Origin of the sequence: Streptomyces stelliscabiei (genome assembly GCF_014873495.1) — a bacterium.
In the GTDB taxonomy this organism is placed as follows: Bacteria; Actinomycetota; Actinomycetes; order Streptomycetales; family Streptomycetaceae; genus Streptomyces; species Streptomyces bottropensis.
Window position 1 is genome coordinate 3,581,536 of the sequence record NZ_JADBGF010000001.1, and the last position, 17,149, is coordinate 3,598,684.

Annotated in this window: 14 protein-coding genes; 7 read left to right on the top strand and 7 right to left on the bottom strand. The window is 72.9% G+C overall.

What is annotated here, in order from left to right; genetic code table 11:
- The first annotated feature begins 142 nt into the window (after positions 1–142).
- Positions 143–2,602: an alpha-galactosidase gene (locus tag H4687_RS15585; protein WP_050398247.1), complete on the top strand. Its 2,460-nt coding sequence runs from the start codon at positions 143–145 to the stop codon at positions 2,600–2,602.
- Here H4687_RS15585 and H4687_RS15590 read toward each other — a convergent pair.
- Genes H4687_RS15590 through H4687_RS15605 form a run of 4 tightly spaced genes read right to left on the bottom strand, consistent with a single transcriptional unit; the run spans position 2,599 to position 5,635 of the window.
- On the bottom strand, positions 2,599–3,051 hold the full coding sequence (locus H4687_RS15590) for a gamma-glutamylcyclotransferase family protein (protein WP_050398246.1): 453 nt from the start codon (positions 3,049–3,051) through the stop codon (positions 2,599–2,601). The two genes, H4687_RS15585 and H4687_RS15590, sit on opposite strands and share 4 nt — an antisense overlap.
- Positions 3,052–3,077: 26 nt before the next feature.
- Complete coding sequence (locus tag H4687_RS15595; protein ID WP_050398245.1) at positions 3,078–3,947, bottom strand: TIGR03943 family putative permease subunit; 870 nt, start codon at positions 3,945–3,947, stop codon at positions 3,078–3,080.
- Positions 3,944–5,152: a permease gene (locus H4687_RS15600; RefSeq protein WP_107082394.1), complete on the bottom strand. Its 1,209-nt coding sequence runs from the start codon at positions 5,150–5,152 to the stop codon at positions 3,944–3,946. The genes H4687_RS15595 and H4687_RS15600 overlap by 4 nt, the downstream gene beginning before the upstream one ends.
- 24 nt (positions 5,153–5,176) lie before the next feature.
- Complete coding sequence (locus H4687_RS15605) at positions 5,177–5,635, bottom strand: SsgA family sporulation/cell division regulator (protein WP_225966708.1); 459 nt, start codon at positions 5,633–5,635, stop codon at positions 5,177–5,179.
- A gap of 343 nt (positions 5,636–5,978) precedes the next feature.
- Between H4687_RS15605 and H4687_RS15610 the strand changes: the two genes are divergently transcribed.
- Positions 5,979–7,688 carry a sigma-70 family RNA polymerase sigma factor gene (locus tag H4687_RS15610; RefSeq protein WP_192781676.1) on the top strand — a complete coding sequence of 570 codons (1,710 nt, stop codon included), beginning with the start codon at positions 5,979–5,981 and terminating at the stop codon, positions 7,686–7,688.
- A 474-nt stretch (positions 7,689–8,162) separates the two neighbouring features.
- On the opposite strand, the gene H4687_RS15615 is transcribed toward H4687_RS15610, so the two are convergent.
- Positions 8,163–8,786, bottom strand: coding sequence for an NADPH-dependent FMN reductase (locus H4687_RS15615; protein WP_046919509.1), 624 nt, complete (start codon positions 8,784–8,786; stop codon positions 8,163–8,165).
- 299 nt (positions 8,787–9,085) lie between these two features.
- Between H4687_RS15615 and H4687_RS15620 the strand changes: the two genes are divergently transcribed.
- On the top strand, positions 9,086–9,616 hold the full coding sequence (locus H4687_RS15620; protein WP_046919508.1) for a hypothetical protein: 531 nt from the start codon (positions 9,086–9,088) through the stop codon (positions 9,614–9,616).
- Between the two features lie 126 nt (positions 9,617–9,742).
- Positions 9,743–10,402 carry a class F sortase gene (locus tag H4687_RS15625; RefSeq protein WP_046919510.1) on the top strand — a complete coding sequence of 220 codons (660 nt, stop codon included), beginning with the start codon at positions 9,743–9,745 and terminating at the stop codon, positions 10,400–10,402.
- Positions 10,403–10,518: 116 nt separating this feature from the next.
- On the opposite strand, the gene H4687_RS15630 is transcribed toward H4687_RS15625, so the two are convergent.
- Complete coding sequence (locus H4687_RS15630; RefSeq protein WP_046919507.1) at positions 10,519–11,307, bottom strand: sulfite exporter TauE/SafE family protein; 789 nt, start codon at positions 11,305–11,307, stop codon at positions 10,519–10,521.
- A gap of 415 nt (positions 11,308–11,722) precedes the next feature.
- Here H4687_RS15630 and H4687_RS15635 point away from each other — a divergent pair, with 415 nt between their 5' ends.
- From H4687_RS15635 to nirD, 3 genes are read left to right on the top strand one after another with little or no spacing between them, the layout of a single operon-like run.
- Positions 11,723–12,958, top strand: a complete 1,236-nt coding sequence (locus H4687_RS15635; protein WP_050398244.1) for an NAD(P)/FAD-dependent oxidoreductase — start codon at positions 11,723–11,725, stop codon at positions 12,956–12,958.
- Positions 12,959–15,562, top strand: a complete 2,604-nt coding sequence (gene nirB / locus H4687_RS15640) for a nitrite reductase large subunit NirB (protein WP_046916895.1) — start codon at positions 12,959–12,961, stop codon at positions 15,560–15,562.
- Positions 15,559–15,909: a nitrite reductase small subunit NirD gene (gene nirD / locus H4687_RS15645; RefSeq protein ID WP_046916894.1), complete on the top strand. Its 351-nt coding sequence runs from the start codon at positions 15,559–15,561 to the stop codon at positions 15,907–15,909. The genes nirB and nirD overlap by 4 nt, the downstream gene beginning before the upstream one ends.
- Before the next feature lie 20 nt (positions 15,910–15,929).
- Here the strand turns inward: nirD and H4687_RS15650 are convergent, their stop codons facing one another.
- Positions 15,930–16,865: an oxidoreductase gene (locus tag H4687_RS15650; RefSeq protein ID WP_046916893.1), complete on the bottom strand. Its 936-nt coding sequence runs from the start codon at positions 16,863–16,865 to the stop codon at positions 15,930–15,932.
- Between the last annotated feature and the right edge of the window lie 284 nt (positions 16,866–17,149).

The following is a 17,149-nucleotide window of genomic DNA, read 5'->3' on the forward strand; positions in this document are numbered from 1 at the left end:
GGTGGGGCTGACGGCGCTTGAACGTTCATGCTTTCCCTTACGTTGATCCCGTGTGGTTGTCCCGACGCGTCGCCGTGGTGGGGACGGCGCGGGCGCGGCTCGCCGTGACCACATGGGAGTGCAGCCGACCCGGGGGGATCGCATGCCGGAACAGGACAACGACAGTCACCGCTGGACCGACTCGTTCCCGTGGAGCCTCTCCTACCGCTGGGGGCACTCCGCGCTGACCGCCGACTTCGACCTGAGCGGTGACACGCCCCGGCTGCTGCGCGTCCGCCACCCCGGCGAACCCGAACCCGAACCCGAGCCGGGCCCCGGGGAGGCCGGGACCGACCATTCGCTGCCCTTGGTGGACCTGGTTCTGCTCGGCGACGGCACGGGCTGGGCCAGACCCCGCTTCACGGGGACGGCGATCGGGGGGCGTCTGCGGTACCGGGCGCACCACTCGACGTACGGGGCGGGGCTCGACGCGGCGGGGTCGGCCGCGGCGTCAGGGTCCGCCGCCGACTCCGGGTCCGGGTCCGCCGCCGACTCCGGGTCCGCCGCCGACTCCGGGTCTGGTTCTGGTTCGGGGGCTGGTTCCGGCTCGGGGGCTGGTTCCGGCTCGGGGTCTGGTTCCGGATCTGGCGAGAGTGACGGCTGGCATCGGCTGACGTTCGAACTGCACGACCCGGTCAGCGGGTTGACCGCCTTCGTCGAGTACGCCTCGCCGGACGGCGTCCCCGTGCTGCGTTCCCGGGTCCGACTGCGCAACGACGGCGCCGGGACGGTCACCGTGCGCTCCGTCGGCAGTCTCCTCCTCGGCGGGCTCCCCTCCCCCGACGAGCTGTCCGTCCTGCGGGCGCGCAACGACTGGCTCGCGGAGTGCCGTTGGTACACCGAGCCGCTACGGGACTCCGTGCCCGACATCGACCACCGGGTGCACGGCGGCAACGGACACGCGGCGGCACGCCTCGCCGGGCGCGGCAGCTGGCCCACCGACGGACATCTCGCGATGGGCGCACTCCGGCACCGTACGGACGACCGCACCTGGCTGTGGCAGATCGAGTCGGCGTCCAGCTGGGTCTGGGAGGCCGGCGAGTCGGCGGGCCGGACGTATCTGGCGCTCGGCGGCCCTACGTACGACGAGCACCGGTGGCGCGCGGTCCTGGAACCGGGCGCCGACTTCACGACGGAGTGGGCGGCCCTCGCCCTCGGCACCGGCTTCGACGGCGCCCTGGCGGCCCTGACCTCCTACCGTCGAGCCGTACGCCGCCCCCACCCGGACCACACCCGGCTCCCGGTGGTCTTCAACGACTACATGAACACCCTGATGGGAGACCCGACCACGGAGAAGCTGCTGCCGCTCATCGACGCGGCGGCGGAGGCGGGCGCCGAGTACTTCTGCGTGGACGCGGGGTGGTACGACGACGGGGACGGCGGGGAGGACGGCGGGCGCGGGGAGAGCGCGGGGACGGACGACGCCGACTCGCCCGGGGGGTGGTGGGACAGCGTCGGCGCCTGGCTCCCCTCGGCGCGGCGCTTCCCCGGTGGTGGTGACGTGGGGGGCACCGGCGACGGTGGCGGTGGTGATCCCGCCGCGGGCGTCCGGGGCGTGCTCGACCGGATCCGGGAGCGTGGGATGGTGCCGGGGCTGTGGCTGGAGCCGGAGGTCATCGGGGCCCGCAGTCCGCTCGCCGGTGAGCTGCCCGCCGAGGCCTTCCTCCGGCACGAGGATGGCACCCGGGTGACCGAACAGGGCCGCCATCAGCTGGATCTGACCCACCCGGCGGCCCGCGCCCACCTCGACGGGACGGTCGACCGCCTCGTCGGTGAGTGGGGCGTCGGCTATCTGAAGCTCGACTACAACATCACCACCTCGGCGTCGGCCCACCTCGCCCACTCCCGGGCCTGGTTGTCCTGGCTGACCTCGATCCTGGACCGCCATCCCGGGCTCGTCGTCGAGAACTGCGCGTCCGGCGGTATGCGCATGGACGGCGCGTCGCTGGCCGTGGCCCAGCTCCAGTCCACCTCCGACCAGCAGGACCCCCTGCGCTACCCGCCCATCGCGGCCGCCGCCCCCACCGCCGTGCCCCCGGAGCAGGGTGCCGTCTGGGCCTACCCCCAACCGTCCTTCACGGACGAGGAGATCGCCTTCACGCTCGGCTCCGCGCTGCTCGGCCGCATCCATCTGTCCGGCCACTTGGATGGCATGACGAATCATCAGATCGGGCTGGTGCGCGACGCGTTGACGGTGCACAAGGCGATCCGGGCCGACCTGCGCACCTCCCTGCCCTTCTGGCCCCTCGGACTTCCGGGCTGGACGGACGACTGGATCGCGCTCGGGCTGAGACCGCCGGTGGCGGGCGCGGGGCCGGTGTACGTCACGGTCTGGCGGCGGGGCGGCCACACCGAACGGTCCCTCACCATGGGGCCCTTCGCGGTCCCCCGCGCCGGCACGGGCGCGCCGCGGGTGGACGTCCTGCATCCGTCCGCGACCAGGGGTACGGCCGCCTGGGGCGGACCGGACCTGCGCGTGCGCCTGCCCGAAGCCCCGTCGGTCCTGCTGCTGAGGCTGACACCCTCCGCGTCGCCGGAAGGGGTACGGGGCGGCGCGGCCTAGGCGGAGGGCGGCAGGCGGCGGCCCCGCCAGTCGCCGTCCTCGATCAGCTTCCCGCCGGCCCGCAGCCCGGCGGCGACGGCCGGGGCCGCGACATACACCCAGGCCCGTACGACCGTGCCGTCGTCGAGGGTCGCCGGGCGTACCACCCGTTCGTAGAGGTTCGCGGGGTCACCCGGGGCGTACTCCTCCAGCTCGTCCAGGGCGCGCAGGAGTTCGGCGTAGGCCTCGGTCCGGGCGGTGACGAGTTCGCCGGTCACCGCGCCTCCTCCCCCGCGGCCCCCGCCGGTCTCCTGCACGGTCTCCTCCACGGCGTAGGGGTACCCGGGGCCGTCGTACAGGGCCATGCCGCGCATGCTGGCGGGGCGCTCGGCGCGGGTGCGGCCGCGCAGGAAGAGGTCGTGGTTGACCTCTCCGGGGCGGAGGGTGCCGTAGACGAAGAAGGGGAGCACCGTACTCCTCGGGCGGGTCGAGCGGATCAGGAGGGTGGGAGGGGGAGGCCGTCCGTGTAGTCGTTGTACGGGCGGGGGATCTTCTTGAGGCTGTGGGCGTCGAGGGCCGCCTCGGCGGAACTCGTGCCGAGGGTGCCGGCGTGGTGCCAGGTACCGGTGAGGGTGACCCAGGTGTCGGCGGGCGGGGCCGGGGTGTCGTGGACGCGTACCTTCACGAACTGGGCGTCGGCGGCACAGCAGCTGAAGATGACGCGGGTGAGGTACCAGCCGGCGTCCCCGGCGCCGCCGCCCGTCCCGGAGGAGGTTGCCTTGTCCGGGGTGACGAAGCCGGTCAGCTCGACCGTGCGGCCCGCGATGGCCCGGTCGCGGTCCTGCTGCACCCGGCGGGTGAAGTCCGTGAGGGTCATCGGGAGCGGTGAGGTCTTGGGCAGGGGGTCGAACGCGTCCTGCTCGGTGATCGTCACCGCCTTGGGGGGCTCGCGGGAGGCGGTGTACGCGCCGATGGCCGGCGGGGCGTAGAACAGCAGGCTCAGGGCGGGGAGGAGCAGGAGCCAGGCGACTCGGGGCGGGGTGGAGTGATCGTGACCGTGGCCGTCCTCGTGCTCGCCGTGGCCGTCCTCGTGCTCGCCGTCGCCGCCCTCGTGCTCGCCGTCGTGCTTGCGCTCGCCGTCGTGCCTGTGCCCGTCGTCGTGGCGGTCCTGGGCGACGGTCCTGCTCCGCCTCCACAGTGACCACGCCTCGGCCGCGCCCAGCACGAGCAGCAGCGCGCCCGAGGCGACGAGGAGGGGATGCATGCCCTTCTTGACGTATCGGAGGTAGTGGTCGGTGAGGAGGGTGGCGTGCAGGAGGCCGAGGCCGCAGAGGAGGAGAAGGAGCGCCTGCAGGGGTCGTTTCACAGCAGGACGGCTCCGATCAGGACGCTGCACAGGATCGCGACGACGACGGTCGCGCTGGAGAAGCGGACCGCGAATGCCCGGCCGAAGGTGCCCGTCTGCAGGGCGATCAGCTTGAGGTCGACCATGGGCCCGACCACCATGAAGGTCAACCGCGCGGTCGGTGAGAAGCCGGTGAGGGACGCGGCGACGAAGGCGTCGGCCTCGGAGCACACCGAGAGCAGGATGGCGAGCGCGGCGAGGAACAGCACCGACAGCCAGGGCGAGTCGGCGAAGGTGTCGAGCACCGTACGCGGGACGAGGACGTTGAAGGTGGCCGCGGCCATCGCGCCGACGACGAGGAAGCCACCCGCGTGCAGGAAGTCGTGCTGGAAGCCGGTGCGGAACTCGTTCCAGCGGCTCTGCCCGGGCCGGTGTCCCGTGTGCCGCGCGACCGGCTTGAGCCACTCCTCACGCCCCAGCCAGAGCCACAGCCAGCCCATTCCGGCGGCCGTGACGAGGGAGGCGAGCAGCCGGGCCAGCACCATCTCGGGGCTGCCGGGGAAGGCGATGGCCGTGGCGGTCAGGACGATCGGGTTGATGGCGGGCGCCGACAGCAGGAACGCGAAGGCGGCGGCCGGACTGACCCCTCGCCGGATCAGACTGTGCGCGACCGGCACCGAGGCGCACTCGCACCCGGGCAGGATCACCCCGGCGGCACCGGCGACCGGGACCGCGAGCGCCGGCCTGCGGGGCAGTACCCGGGTGAACACCCGCGCCGGTACGAACGCGTTGATGGCACCCGACAGAGCCGTACCGAGCAGCAGGAACGGCAGCGCCTGCACGGCGATGGAGAGACAGACGGTCCGCCACGCCTGTACGGCCGGTTCCTCCATCCACCTCGCCATGGCGAACAGCGCGACACCGGGGACGACGGCCGCGCCGAGGAGCAGCAGGGGCCAGTGACGGGGCCAGGTCTGGTCGGCGGGCGCGTCGGTGTCGGCGGGTACGTCGGTGCCGGGGGCCGCGTCGGTGTCGGCGGGTACGTCGGTGCCGGGGGCCGCGTCGGTGCCGGGGGCCGCGTCGGTGCCGGCGGGTGTCATCCGCCCGGCCGTCGCCGCTTCCGGGTCGGCCGCCGTCCCGTGTGGCCCGGCCGTCGCCGCCGCTTCGGCCGGTTCATCTGTCTTCTGCATGCCCACTCCGCACATCCGGACGTTCGGGTCGAACATAGCGGGCGCTCCGGGCGGCCCGTCTCAGACCCCGTCCAGCAGGGACGCGAGGCCGCCTTCGAACGCCGGACCGAGGGTCTCGCCGCCGAGCGCGACGACGGCGTACGAGCGGCGCAGGAAGCGGCGCAGGGTGGGTGTGTCGAAGCGGATCATGGCCATGCCGTGCGGTGAGCGGAGTTCCACGACGGTGTGGGCCGAGCCGTAGGGCCACAGGTGTACGTCGCCGATACCGGTCGGCCTGTCCAGCCCCTCCGCCAGCAGGGCGCGAGCGAACGCCCAGGTCACGTTCACGTCGTCGGCGGAGACGCCGGCCGGGAAGTCGATGTGCACGGCGAAGGGGTCGTCCGGGGTGTAGCGCAGGGTGGTGCGGACCGGGACCTCGTCGTAGTCGGGGGTGATCAGGCGGGCGCGGGCGCGTTGTTCGAGAGCGGGGGGTGTGGGCATGGTGGGCTGCGCGGGGTGCATGAGCGGTCTCCAGTTCAAGCACGTCAGGTCCTTCGGGTGCCGCGCGTTCCTCGGCTGCTGCGCGTTCCTCGGGTGCGGCCGGTGCTGCGGGTCCGTCGGGGGTTTCGGGTTCTTCGGGCGCTTCGACTTCTTCATGCGGTTCAGGCCCTTCGGATGCTCGGAGGCCGCGGGCTCGTGTGTTCGTCAGTTGTCTCTTCGGGTGACACCCGGTCCGACTGCGCCAAGTCCCCCTGTATTACGCCGCCATGGAAGTAACCCGCTGTGATGCGCGTCACTTTGTGTGATTACTTGAGATTTTTGTCATTGCGACATACAAAATCAGCCACAACCCATCAGCAGGTGACTGGAGAGCGTCCCCGCCATGACCGACGGCCCGTCCGCGACCGCCGCGTACACCCGGATCTTCGAGGAACAGCACCCGCGCCTCGTCGCGTACGCGCGCTCCCTCACCAGGAACTCCTGGACCGCCGAGGACCTCGTCGCGGAGGCGCACTTCCGTGTGTGGCGGAGGCTGTCGGCGGGGCACGAGATCGACAACGTCCCGGCCTATCTGACGACGACGGTCCGGCATCTCGCGACCGCCGCGGGGACGGCCGCCACGCGGGAGACGCCGCTGGATCCGACGGCTCCCGAGCGGGTCGAGGCCGACGTGCGGGTGGCCGCCGGTGCCGCCGACCTCGCCGACCCCGCCGAACAGGTCTCCTCCGTCGATCTGCTGGTGCGTGTGCTGGGCCAGCTGCCCGAGCGGTGGGTGCGGGCGCTGTGGCTGGCCGAGGCGGAGGGGCAGCCGCTGGAGACGGTCGGGCAGCGGATCGGCGCCAAGCAGGGCGCGACGGCGGTGCTGCTGCACCGGGCGCGTGAGGGGATGCGTCAGGCCTTCCTGCGCGAGCAGCCGGGGGCGCCGGTCGATCCGGCGTGTCAGGTGCGGTGGGGGCGTATGCCGGCGTACGTGCGCGGTACGGCGACCTCGCGGCAGTCCGAGCAGTTGCTCGGCCATGTGGACGTGTGCGACGACTGCCGGGCGCGGCTCGCGGTGCTGATGCGCACGAACGACCGGCTGCCCGCGCTCGTCGGTCCGGCGCTTGTGGTGTTCGTCGTGGGTGGGGGTGGGGGCAAGTTGCTGCTCTCCCTGACGGCGGGGTCCGCAGGGGCGGTCACCGCGCTGGGTGGGGCGGGCGGGACCGGTGGGGCGGGCGCGTATGGCGGACAACTGCTGCATGCGGTGCGGCAGGTGGCTACGAGTGGGGCGAGTGGGGCTGGCGGGGTGAAGGTGCCCGCGGTTGCGGCCGTGGGGGTGGCTGCGGCGGCCGTCGTCGTGGTGGCCGGTGCCCTTCTCGCGCCCCTCGACTCGGACGCGGGGGCGGCTCGGCGGGTGCCGGTCGCGCAGGCTCCGGTGCCGCATCGGCCCGAGGGGCGGTCGCCGGAGGTTGTCGAGCGCCGGGGTGTGGTGGTGGGGGTGGGGTCGCGTCTGCCCGGTGGTCTCGGTGCGGGTGGGGGTGAGGGGGTGTCGGTGCGGGTGGGGGTGCCGGTGGAGGGGGCGCCGCCTGTGCGGGGGGTGCCGCCGGTGCGTGAGGCGCCGCCGGCCGAGGAAGCGCCGCCCGTGCAGGAGGCACCGCCGGTGCGGGAGGCGCCGCCCGTGGAGGAGGCACCGCCGGTGCGGGAGGCGCCGCCCGTGGAGGAGGCACCGCCGGCCGAGGAAGCGCCGCCCGTGCAAGAAGGGCCGCCGGCCGAGGAAGCGCCGCCCGTGACGGAACCACCTGCGCAAGAGGCGCCGCCCGTCGAGGAGGCGCCGCCCGTGCAGGAGGCGCCGCCGGCCGAGGAGGTGCCGCCCGTCGAGGAGGCACCACCTGTGCAAGAGGTGCCGCCCGTCGAGGAGGCGCCGCCCGTGCAGGAGGCACCACCTGTGGTGGAGGCACCACCCGCGGAGGAGGTGCCGCCCGTCGAGGAGGCGCCGCCCGTGGTGGAGGCGCCTGGGCCGCCCGAGGTGGTTGTGCCGGGGGCGGAGGTGCCTGTTCCTCCGGTGGAGGAGGTGCCTGAGGTTCCGGAGCCTGGGCATGGGGGCGGGTGCTGAGGTCTTGGCCGGGGTGGGGTGGTGGCGGTGTCTTTTCTCGCCCCCGCCGCCCCTACCCGTCCCATCCCCAGGGGCGGTGCCCCTTCGACCCCCTTGGGGCGGGAGGTCAGGAGGCCGGGGGGTGTGAGGCTCGTGGGTGGGTGCGGGTGCGTCGTGGTCGCTCGCGCAGTTCCCCGCGCCCCTGAAAGCGAAGCGGGGCTTCGTCCCGCTTCGCTTTTCGGACCGACCGGCCCGGCATCCCGGCGGACCATCATGTACGCCCCGCCGGACCGGCGCCTCCGCGCCCGTCCACCTCGCCAGAGTCCCGGGGCCACCCCCGAGAGGCCCCGCCCGTCCACTTCGCCGGACCGGGCCGGACCACCACTCCCAGGCCCGCCCGTCCACCTCACCGGACCACCACCCCCAGGCCCGCCCAGGCCTCGCCTCCCACACCCGGCCGACCTCCCCGGGTCAGCGTCAACCCCCTTCATGCCCTCAACTCCCGTACGGGCGGCTCTTCTTGGCCTCGCGTAGGGCGTGGGCCCACCAGGACAGTTGGTCCAGCATCGCGTGGGCCGCGGAGTTGGGGGCGGACGGGTCCTTGAGGTGGCCGGTCTCGTCGAAGGCGGTGTGGGCCTGGTGGAAGGAGACGGTGTCGCGGACGGTGGTGGCGTGGAGTTCCGCGAAGACCTGCCGGAGGTGTTCGGTCGCGCGGAGGCCGCCCGACATGCCGCCGTAGGAGACGAGCGCGACCGGCTTGGCGCGCCATTCGTGGAAGTGCCAGTCGATGAGGTTCTTCAGGGCCGCCGGGTAGGAGTGGTTGTACTCGGGCGTCAGCACGATGAACGCCTCCGCCGCCGCCAGCTTCGGGGTGATCTCGGCCAGCCGTGCCGTGCTCTCGGGGGTCGTCGCGAAGGTCGTCGGCAGGTCGGCCTCGGCGACGTCCACCACGTCGACCTCGAAGCCGTCGTGCCGCCGCACCCTCCCCAGCAGCCACTCGGCGATCACCGGGCCGAAGCGGCCGGTGCGGTTGCTGCCGATGACCAGCGTCACCCGGACCGGGGTGGCGGAGGAGGAGACGGGCGCGATGTCGGTGTGCGTGTCCGTTGTGGTCTGCATGGGGACCACCCTCGTACCTCGACCTTGCTTGAGGTCAAGCCCGTGGCCGCCACGACCCACCGAGGCCCCGTCCCGACCTCCGGTCACCCGTTCACACCCCCGGGCCCCCTCGATCGCGTTCTCTGCCGCCGGACCCTCACCTCACCTCGGTGACCTGGCCAAACACCTCGCCACTCGCCCTGCTCCTCCGCCCCCCTGACACCCATTCACATCATTTCTGACGGGCCATCAGCAGGCGCTCGACACGGTGTGCCACTTACCTCGGAAAGGAACGGAGGACTCTCGGAGGAGCCAGCACGATGCGACGTACCGTCCGGCCGCTGACCGCAACCGCGCTAGCCGTCGCCCTCGCGGCCCTCGCCGCCGCACCCGCGTACGGCGGTGAGGGCACCGGGCGACTCGACGTCTCGCCGGCCGGTGTCGTCCCCGGCGACGAGGTCACCGTCCGTACGACGGCCTGCGGCGCGGGCGGCACGGCGACGGGGGACGCCGGCGCGGTCGGCGCCGGCTCCTTCCCGCTGGCGCCCGACTCAGGACGGCAGCGGCTCGACGGACGGTTCGAGGTGCCGCCGAGCGCGCAGCCGGGGACGTACGAGATCGTCGCGACCTGCGCCGACGGTGGCCGCAGGGTCACCGGCGACCTGGTGGTCTCGCTCACCGGCACGCGCACCGCGCCGTCGGCGTATCCGAGGGGAAGTGTGAAGACGGGGGTCGGTGGCGCACTCGGTCCCGACCCCGTGCAGACCGCGGCGGGCGTGGCGGCTCTGGCCGTCGCCGCCGCGGGCGGTACCTGGCTCCTGCATCGCCGGGCGAGAGGCGACGGGATCTGACGGACACCCTCCGCCGTCCGTCCGCCGGTACCGCCGTCCCCCTCCCCTCCGGGCCCGATGCCCCTCGGCCCGGAGGGGAGGACACGGGACCGTTTCGAACGCCCGCACGGCCGTGAGGAGGTCCTCGTGCGTCGGCTCTCCGACTCCGTCATAGCCGGGGTGACCGTGGTCGCCCTCTTCTGCGGCGCGTGGCTGGTGCGCAGCGGCACCGCCTCGCACGCGCCTCCCCAGCCGTCGGCCGCGCAGGCCCACCTCCGGTCCGGTACGCCGAGTGCCTCGCCGGAGCCGGGCGGCGCGTCCACGGCCCCGGCAGCCGTGCCACTGCCGCCCTCTCCGCCCGACCGCATCCGCATCCCCTCCCTCCGCGTGGACGCGCCGCTGATGGGTCTCGGCCTCACGCCCGCGGGCAGCCTGGACGTCCCGCCCGCCGCGAAGGAGAACCTCGCGGGCTGGTACGAGGCCGGCACCAGCCCCGGCGCCCGGGGCACCTCGATCGTGGCCGGACACGTGGACAACGCCGAGGGGCCCGCCGTCTTCTTCCGCCTCGGCGCCCTGAAGCGCGGCGCCATCGTCGAGGTGGACCGGCGGTACGGCGGGACGGCCGTGTTCACGGTGGACGCGGTGGAGGTGTACGACGCACGGGACTTCCCCGACGAGAAGGTCTACGGGGCGGCGACGAGGCCGGAGTTGCGGGTCATCACCTGCGGCGGGGGGTATTCGCGGGCGACCGGCTACCAGGGCAACGTGGTCGTCTTCGCCCATCTCACGGGCAGTCGCCCTGGCTGAGCACCGGCACCGGCCGCCCCCAGCACCGGCGAGCGCCGCACCCCCCACAACCCTCAAACCCGCACGCCCTCAAACCCGCACGCCCTCAACCCTCACGCCCTCACGCCTTCACGCCTTCACGCCATCCACTGCTCGTACCCCATCTTCGCCACGAGCGTGAACACCACCGTCAGCAGTACGACCCGGACGAAGCCGCTGCCCTTCTTGAGGGCGGTCCGAGCGCCGACGGTGCCGCCGACGAGGTTGAAGACCGCCATCAGGGCCGCCAACTGCCAGTACACCGTGCCCTTCCAGGCGAACGTGGCGAGCGCGCCCGCATTGGTGCAGCAGTTGACGATCTTGGCGGTGGCGGAGGCGGTGACCAGGTCCAGGTGGAGGAGGGCGGTCAGGGCGAGGACGAGGAACGTGCCGGTGCCGGGGCCGATGAGGCCGTCGTAGAAGCCGATGCCGACGCCCGCCAGGCCGATCGCGGCGAGGACGCGGCGTGCCGGGACAGGGCCCGTGGCGGGGGCCGTCGTGCCGAAGGAGGGGCGCAGGATCACGAACGCGCCGACGGCGAGCAGGACGACCATGACCACCGGCTTCAGCACCTCGGTGCTCAGACCGGCGGCCACGAACGCGCCGGCCGTCGAGCCCGCCAATGCCGCCAGGCCGATGCGTACGGCGATCCGCACGTCGACGGGCGTGCGGCGGGCGTACGTGACCGCCGCGCCCGTGGTGCCGACGATGGCGACCGCCTTGTTGGTGCCGAGCGCGTACTGCGCGGCCGAGGCGCCGTTCGGCAGACCCAGGAGGAGGGCGGGCAGCAGCAGAAGCCCGCCGCCGCCCACCACGGCGTCGATCCAGCCGGCCGCGAGGGCGGCGAGGCAGAGGACTACGACCATGGTCAGCGATATGTCGGGCACGACCGCGACCCTATGCGGTGCGATACGTGCGCTGTCCATCGACCTGAGGATCTTCTGAGGTGAGGTCTGAGGTGAGGATCCTCACGGGTTCGGCACCCGGCACCCGGCACCCGGCACCCGGCACCCGGCACCCGCCGACGTGCCTGATGTCGCGCCGTGACTGCCCGCCCGACGTGACCTACGGCACCGCGGCCCGGCGCGCCCCCGCCTCCCCGCGCCCCGCCCCGTCCTCCCGTATACGCCCGCGCGGCCGTCGTATGGCCAGGTCAGCAGCGTGATCCCGGGTGTCCTCACACCCCATCGCACCCTCCCGGAAACCCCTCACACCCGGACCGGGGCCGCGGGGAGGGCAGCGTTCCTCGTGGGAAACAGACGCGATGCGGTCGGGTAACACCGGCACCGCAGGCTCAAGGACATGACCTCGAATGAGCGTGTGGTGGTGATCGGCTCCGGCCTCGCGGGCGTACGTCTCGCCCGGCGGCTCGGAGAGTTCGGCATGCCCGCCACGCTGGTCGGCGAGGAGGAGCACACACCGTACAACCGGGTGCTGCTCGCCGAGGTCCTGGCCGGGCGGTACGCCCCCGAGGTCATCGCGTTGCCCGCCCCCGCCGAGCCCACGCGGCTGGTGAACGGCCGGGTGGTCCGGATCGACCGCGAGATGCGAGCCGTACATCTCGCGGACGGTACGGAGATCGCGTACGACAGACTGGTCCTCGCGACCGGTTCGAACCCGGTGCTGCCGCCGCTGCGCGGCCTCTGGGACCCGGAGCGGCACGAGTTCCCCGACGGGGTGCACGCGTTCCGGACCATGGACGACTGCCTGCGGCTGTCCAAGGCCGTACGGCCCGGGGCACGGGCCGTCGTCATCGGGGGCGGGCTCCTCGGGGTCTCCGCCGCCCGCGCGCTCGCCCTGCGCGGCGCCCAGGTCGTCCTCGCCCAGCAGGGCGAACGACTGATGGAACGTCAACTCGACCCGTCCGCCTCAAAGTTGGTCCGACGCCACCTCACCGACCTCGGCGTGGAGGTGCACACCGAGACGCGTGTCCGTGCCGTGCGCAGCGTCGGCGGGACCGTGCGGTCGGTGTCGATGGCCGACGGATACACGCTCGACGCGGACCTGGTCGTCATCGCCTGCGGGGTCCATCCCCGGGTGGGTCTCGCCCAGGACGCGGGGCTCGCCGTGCACAAGGGCGTCATCGTCGACGAGGAGCTGCGCAGCTCCGACCCCCACATCCACGCGATCGGCGACTGCGCCCAGTTCCGGGGCACGGTCTACGGGCTCGCCACCCCGGCGCTCGAACAGGCCGACGTCCTGGCCGAGTTGCTGGCCGGCGACGCCGCGTCCCCGGCCGCCCGTTACACCGGCACCCGCGCCCTGACCCGGCTGACGCTCGCCGGAGCGGACTTCCTCGACCTCGCCGCGTTCGGCGAGCCCGAACCGCTGCCCGGCGACGACGTCATCCAGCTCACCGACGCCACACGCGGCACCTACCGCAAGGTCGTCGTCCGCGAGAACCGCCTGGTCGGCGGGGTGCTCGTCGGCGAACTCGGCACGGTGGGCGCGCTCGCCCGCGCCTGGGAGGGAGCGGAGCCGCTCCCCGGAGACGGCGCTCCCCTGCTCCACCTGCTCACCAACGATGGAGGCTCCTGAATGTCCGCCACCCTGGGGCCCACCCCCACGATCGTGCTCGTCGGCCACGGCATGGTCGGCCAGCGCTTCCTGGAGGCGCTCGCCGAGCGCGGTCTGACCGCCACGCACCGCGTGGTCGTGCTGTGCGAGGAGCCGCGCCCGGCGTACGACCGCGTGGCGCTCACCTCGTACTTCGCGGGCAAGACGCCCGAGGACCTGTCGATGACCGACATGGAGTTCATCGAGACGCACGGCATCGAGCTGTTCGTCGGTGACCCGGCGGAGACGGTCGACCGCGAGGCCAGGAAGGTCACGGCCCGCTCCGGGCAGGTCTTCGAGTACGACATCCTCGTCCTCGCCACCGGTTCGTTCCCCTTCGTGCCGCCGGTCCCGAACAAGGACGCCACCGGCTGCTTCGTGTATCGCACGATCGAGGACCTGCTCGCGATCGAGGAGTACGCGAAGACGGCCGAGACCGGTGCCGTGGTCGGCGGCGGTCTGCTCGGACTCGAAGCGGCCGGCGCGCTGAAGGGCCTCGGACTCACCTCCCACATCGTGGAGTTCGCGCCCCGGCTGATGCCCGTGCAGGTGGACGACGGCGGTGGCGCCGCGCTGCTGCGCACGATCGAGAGCATGGGCCTGAGCGTGCACACCGGCGTCGGCACCCAGGAGATCGTGGTCGACGAGCAGGGTGCCGTCACCGGGATGAAGCTCTCCGACGGCAGCGAACTCGCCACCGACCTCGTCGTGTTCAGCGCCGGCGTCCGCCCCCGCGACCAGCTCGCCCGCGACTGCGGCCTGACGGTCGGCGAGCGCGGCGGCATCAGCGTCGACGAGCAGTGCCGGACCGTGAACGACCCGCACGTGTTCGCGATCGGCGAGTGCGCGCTGGCCTCCGACGGCCGCGTGTACGGCCTGGTGGCCCCCGGTTACGAGCAGGCCGAGACGGCCGCCGCGACCATCGCCGCCGACGAGGCCGCGTTCACGGGCGCGGACATGTCGACGAAGCTGAAGCTGCTCGGCGTGGACGTGGCCTCCTTCGGCGACGCGCACGGCGCGAGTGCCGACTGCCTGGACGTCGTGTACTCCGACTCCCGTTCGGGCGTCTACAAGAAGCTGGTCATCGGCCGCGACGGCGAGCTGCTCGGCGGCATCCTGGTCGGCGACGCGGAGGCGTACGGCACGCTGAAGGCGTTCACCGGGTCCGTCCCGCCGGTCTCGCCCGAGTCGCTGGTGCTGCCGGCGGGCTCCGGCGGCGGCGCCCAGCTCGGCCCGTCCGCGCTGCCGGACGAGGCGATCATCTGCTCCTGCCACAACGTGTCCAAGGGCGCGATCCGCGGCGCGGTCACCGACCACCAGTGCACCACGGTGCCCGAGGTCAAGAAGTGCACCAAGGCCGGCACCGGCTGCGGCAGCTGTGTGAAGGTGCTGGGCCAGCTGGTCACCGCCGAGCTGGAGGCCGGCGGCATCGTCGTCGACAAGGGCCTGTGCGGCTGCTTCTCGCAGACCCGCGAGGAGCTGTACGAGATCGTCCTCGCCCTGCGCATCAACACCTACCAGCAGCTGCTGGACCGCTACGGCCGCGACGAGGCCAAGGGCGGCGACGGCTGCGAGGTCTGCAAGCCCACGGTCGGTTCGATCATCGCCTCCCTCGCCCCGACGATCGGCGCCAGCGGCTACGTCCTGGAGGGCGAGCAGGCGGCCCTGCAGGACAGCAACGACCACTTCCTGGCCAACCTGCAGAAGAACGGCTCGTACTCCGTCGTCCCGCGCATCCCCGGCGGCGAGATCACCCCCGAGGGGCTGATCGTGATCGGCGAGATCGCCCGCGACTTCGGTCTCTACACGAAGATCACCGGCGGTCAGCGGATCGACATGTTCGGCGCGCGCGTCGAGCAACTCCCCCTCATCTGGGCCCGGTTGGTGGACGCCGGCTTCGAGTCCGGCCATGCCTACGGCAAGTCGCTGCGCACGGTGAAGTCCTGTGTCGGGCAGACCTGGTGCCGCTACGGCGTCCAGGACTCGGTCCGCATGGCGATCGACCTGGAGCTGCGCTACCGGGGCCTGCGCTCCCCGCACAAGCTCAAGTCGGCGGTCTCCGGCTGCGCCCGCGAGTGCGCCGAGGCCCAGTCGAAGGACTTCGGCATCATCGCCACCTCCAACGGCTGGAACCTCTACGTCGGCGGAAACGGCGGCGCCACCCCCCGCCACGCGGACCTCCTGGCCCAGGATCTCGACGACGCCCAGCTGATCAAGCTGATCGACCGGTTCCTGATGTTCTACATCCGCACCGCGGACCGCCTGGAGCGCACCTCGACCTGGCTGGAGCGGATCCCCGGTGGCCTGGACCACGTCCGGGACGTGGTCATGGAGGACTCCCTCGGCATCTGCGAGGAGTTGGAGTCCCTGATGACCGACCACGTCTCGGCCTACGCCGACGAGTGGGCCTCCACCATCAACGACCCCGAGAAGCTCGCCCGGTTCGTGTCCTTCGTCAACGCCCCGGACACCCCGGACCCGGTCGTCGGCTTCGTCCCCGAGCGCGACCAGATCAAGCCCGACCTGCCGCTGCTGTCCATCGGCCTGCGGCCCGCCGATGTCCTGGAAGGAAGCGCCCAGCGATGACGATCGCCCCCGAGAAGACCGATGTGAAGGTCCAGCTGCGGCTAGCGGACGGCTGGTTCACGGTCTGCGACCTGACCCTGCTGATCCCGGGCCGCGGCGTGGCCGCCCTGCTCCCCGACGGCAACCAGGCCGCGCTGTTCCTCGACCGCGCGGGCAGGCTGTACGCCATCGACAACCGCGACCCCTTCGGCGGCGCCGCCGTCCTCTCCCGGGGTCTCACCGGCAGCCACCAGGGCCGCCCGTTCGTGGCCTCGCCGCTGCTGAAGCAGCGCTTCGACCTGGCGAGCGGGGAATGCCTGGACGACGAGGCGGTACGGATCACGGCGTACGAGGTGCGCGCCGCGTAGGCAGGGCCACGGCTGCCGCGTCACGCCTTCAGTTGCTCGTACGTGACGCCGGTCAGCTGCTCGGAGGCCGTCCAGAGGCGTTCGCCGGCCCGGTCGTCGTGGGCCCAGGGCGCCCTTCTGGACGGGCCGGGCGCGCCGCGCCACATCAGGAAGGACGGCCCGATGAAGGCGTCGGGGCGTACGCCGGGGGCGGTCGCCGCGTACAGCGTGGGCAGGGCGCCCGCTTCGGCGGACTGGGCGAAGACGCTGTTGCCGACGCGCATGAAGCGCTCGACGCCCTTGCGGCCCTCGGCGGTGGCTCCGGCCGTCTGGAGGTTGGTCGCCGCGTAGCCCGGGTGCGCGGCCGCCGCGACCACCTCGAAGTGGTGGGCGGCCAGCCGCCGGGCCAGCTCGTGGGTGAACAGCAGGTTGGCGGTCTTGGAGCGGCCGTAGGCGACCCAACGCCCGTACTTGCGCTCGCTGTTGAGGTCGTCGATGTCGATGTTCGACCTGAAGTGCATGGTGCTGGAGAGGGTCACGACCCGGGCGCCGGGAGTGGCCAGGAGCAACGGCAGCAGCAGGCCGGTCAGCGCGAAGTGACCGAGGTGGTTGGTGCCGAACTGCGTCTCGAAGCCGTCGGCCGTGCGGCCCTGCGCGACGGCCATCACGCCCGCGTTGTTGACGAGCAGATCGAGGCGGTCGCGGGTGCGGGCGTAGGTGTCCGCGAAGTCCCGGACGGAACTCAGGTCGCCGAGGTCGAGCCGGATCAACTCCAGACTCCCGTGCGGGACTTCGGCGCTCATCCGGTCCAGTGCGGCCGCGCCGCGCTTTTCGCTGCGGCAGGCGAGGACGACGTGGGCGCCGCGGCGGGCGAGTTCCCGTGCCGCCACGTATCCGATGCCGCTGTTGGCGCCGGTGACGACCGCGGTGCGGCCGTGCTGGTCGGGGATGTCGCGTACGTTCCAGCCGCCGGTCATGACGCCACCTCCCGAAACGCTCCTGAGCGGGTGTTCAGCGTAGTCTCGCCGAGGGGGTTGCGGGAGGGTGTCGGCCCCGGTTGCGGGGGGGGTCGGGCTCGGCCGCGGGTCCGGTGGGGCTGCTCGCGCAGTTCCCCGCGCCCCTGGAAAGCAGGGGCTGCGCCCACTGCTTTCCAGGCCCGCTGGCCTGTCGTCCTGCCGGCCCGGGGGAGCCCGAGCGTTCAGGGCCGCAGGGGCTTGGGCCTGGGGGCCCGCAGGGTCCTGTCTTTCAGGGGCGCGGGGAA

What these genes read in the sequence shown, in the direction of transcription:
- H4687_RS15585 (WP_050398247.1), top strand. Translation starts at nt 143, where the DNA reads ATGCCGGAACAGGACAACGACAGTCACCGCTGGACCGACTCGTTCCCG.
- H4687_RS15600 (WP_107082394.1), bottom strand. Translation starts at nt 5,152, where the DNA reads ATGTTCGACCCGAACGTCCGGATGTGCGGAGTGGGCATGCAGAAGACA.
- H4687_RS15610 (WP_192781676.1), top strand. Translation starts at nt 5,979, where the DNA reads ATGACCGACGGCCCGTCCGCGACCGCCGCGTACACCCGGATCTTCGAG.
- H4687_RS15615 (WP_046919509.1), bottom strand. Translation starts at nt 8,786, where the DNA reads ATGCAGACCACAACGGACACGCACACCGACATCGCGCCCGTCTCCTCC.
- H4687_RS15620 (WP_046919508.1), top strand. Translation starts at nt 9,086, where the DNA reads ATGCGACGTACCGTCCGGCCGCTGACCGCAACCGCGCTAGCCGTCGCC.
- H4687_RS15635 (WP_050398244.1), top strand. Translation starts at nt 11,723, where the DNA reads ATGACCTCGAATGAGCGTGTGGTGGTGATCGGCTCCGGCCTCGCGGGC.
- nirB (WP_046916895.1), top strand. Translation starts at nt 12,959, where the DNA reads ATGTCCGCCACCCTGGGGCCCACCCCCACGATCGTGCTCGTCGGCCAC.
- nirD (WP_046916894.1), top strand. Translation starts at nt 15,559, where the DNA reads ATGACGATCGCCCCCGAGAAGACCGATGTGAAGGTCCAGCTGCGGCTA.
- H4687_RS15650 (WP_046916893.1), bottom strand. Translation starts at nt 16,865, where the DNA reads ATGACCGGCGGCTGGAACGTACGCGACATCCCCGACCAGCACGGCCGC.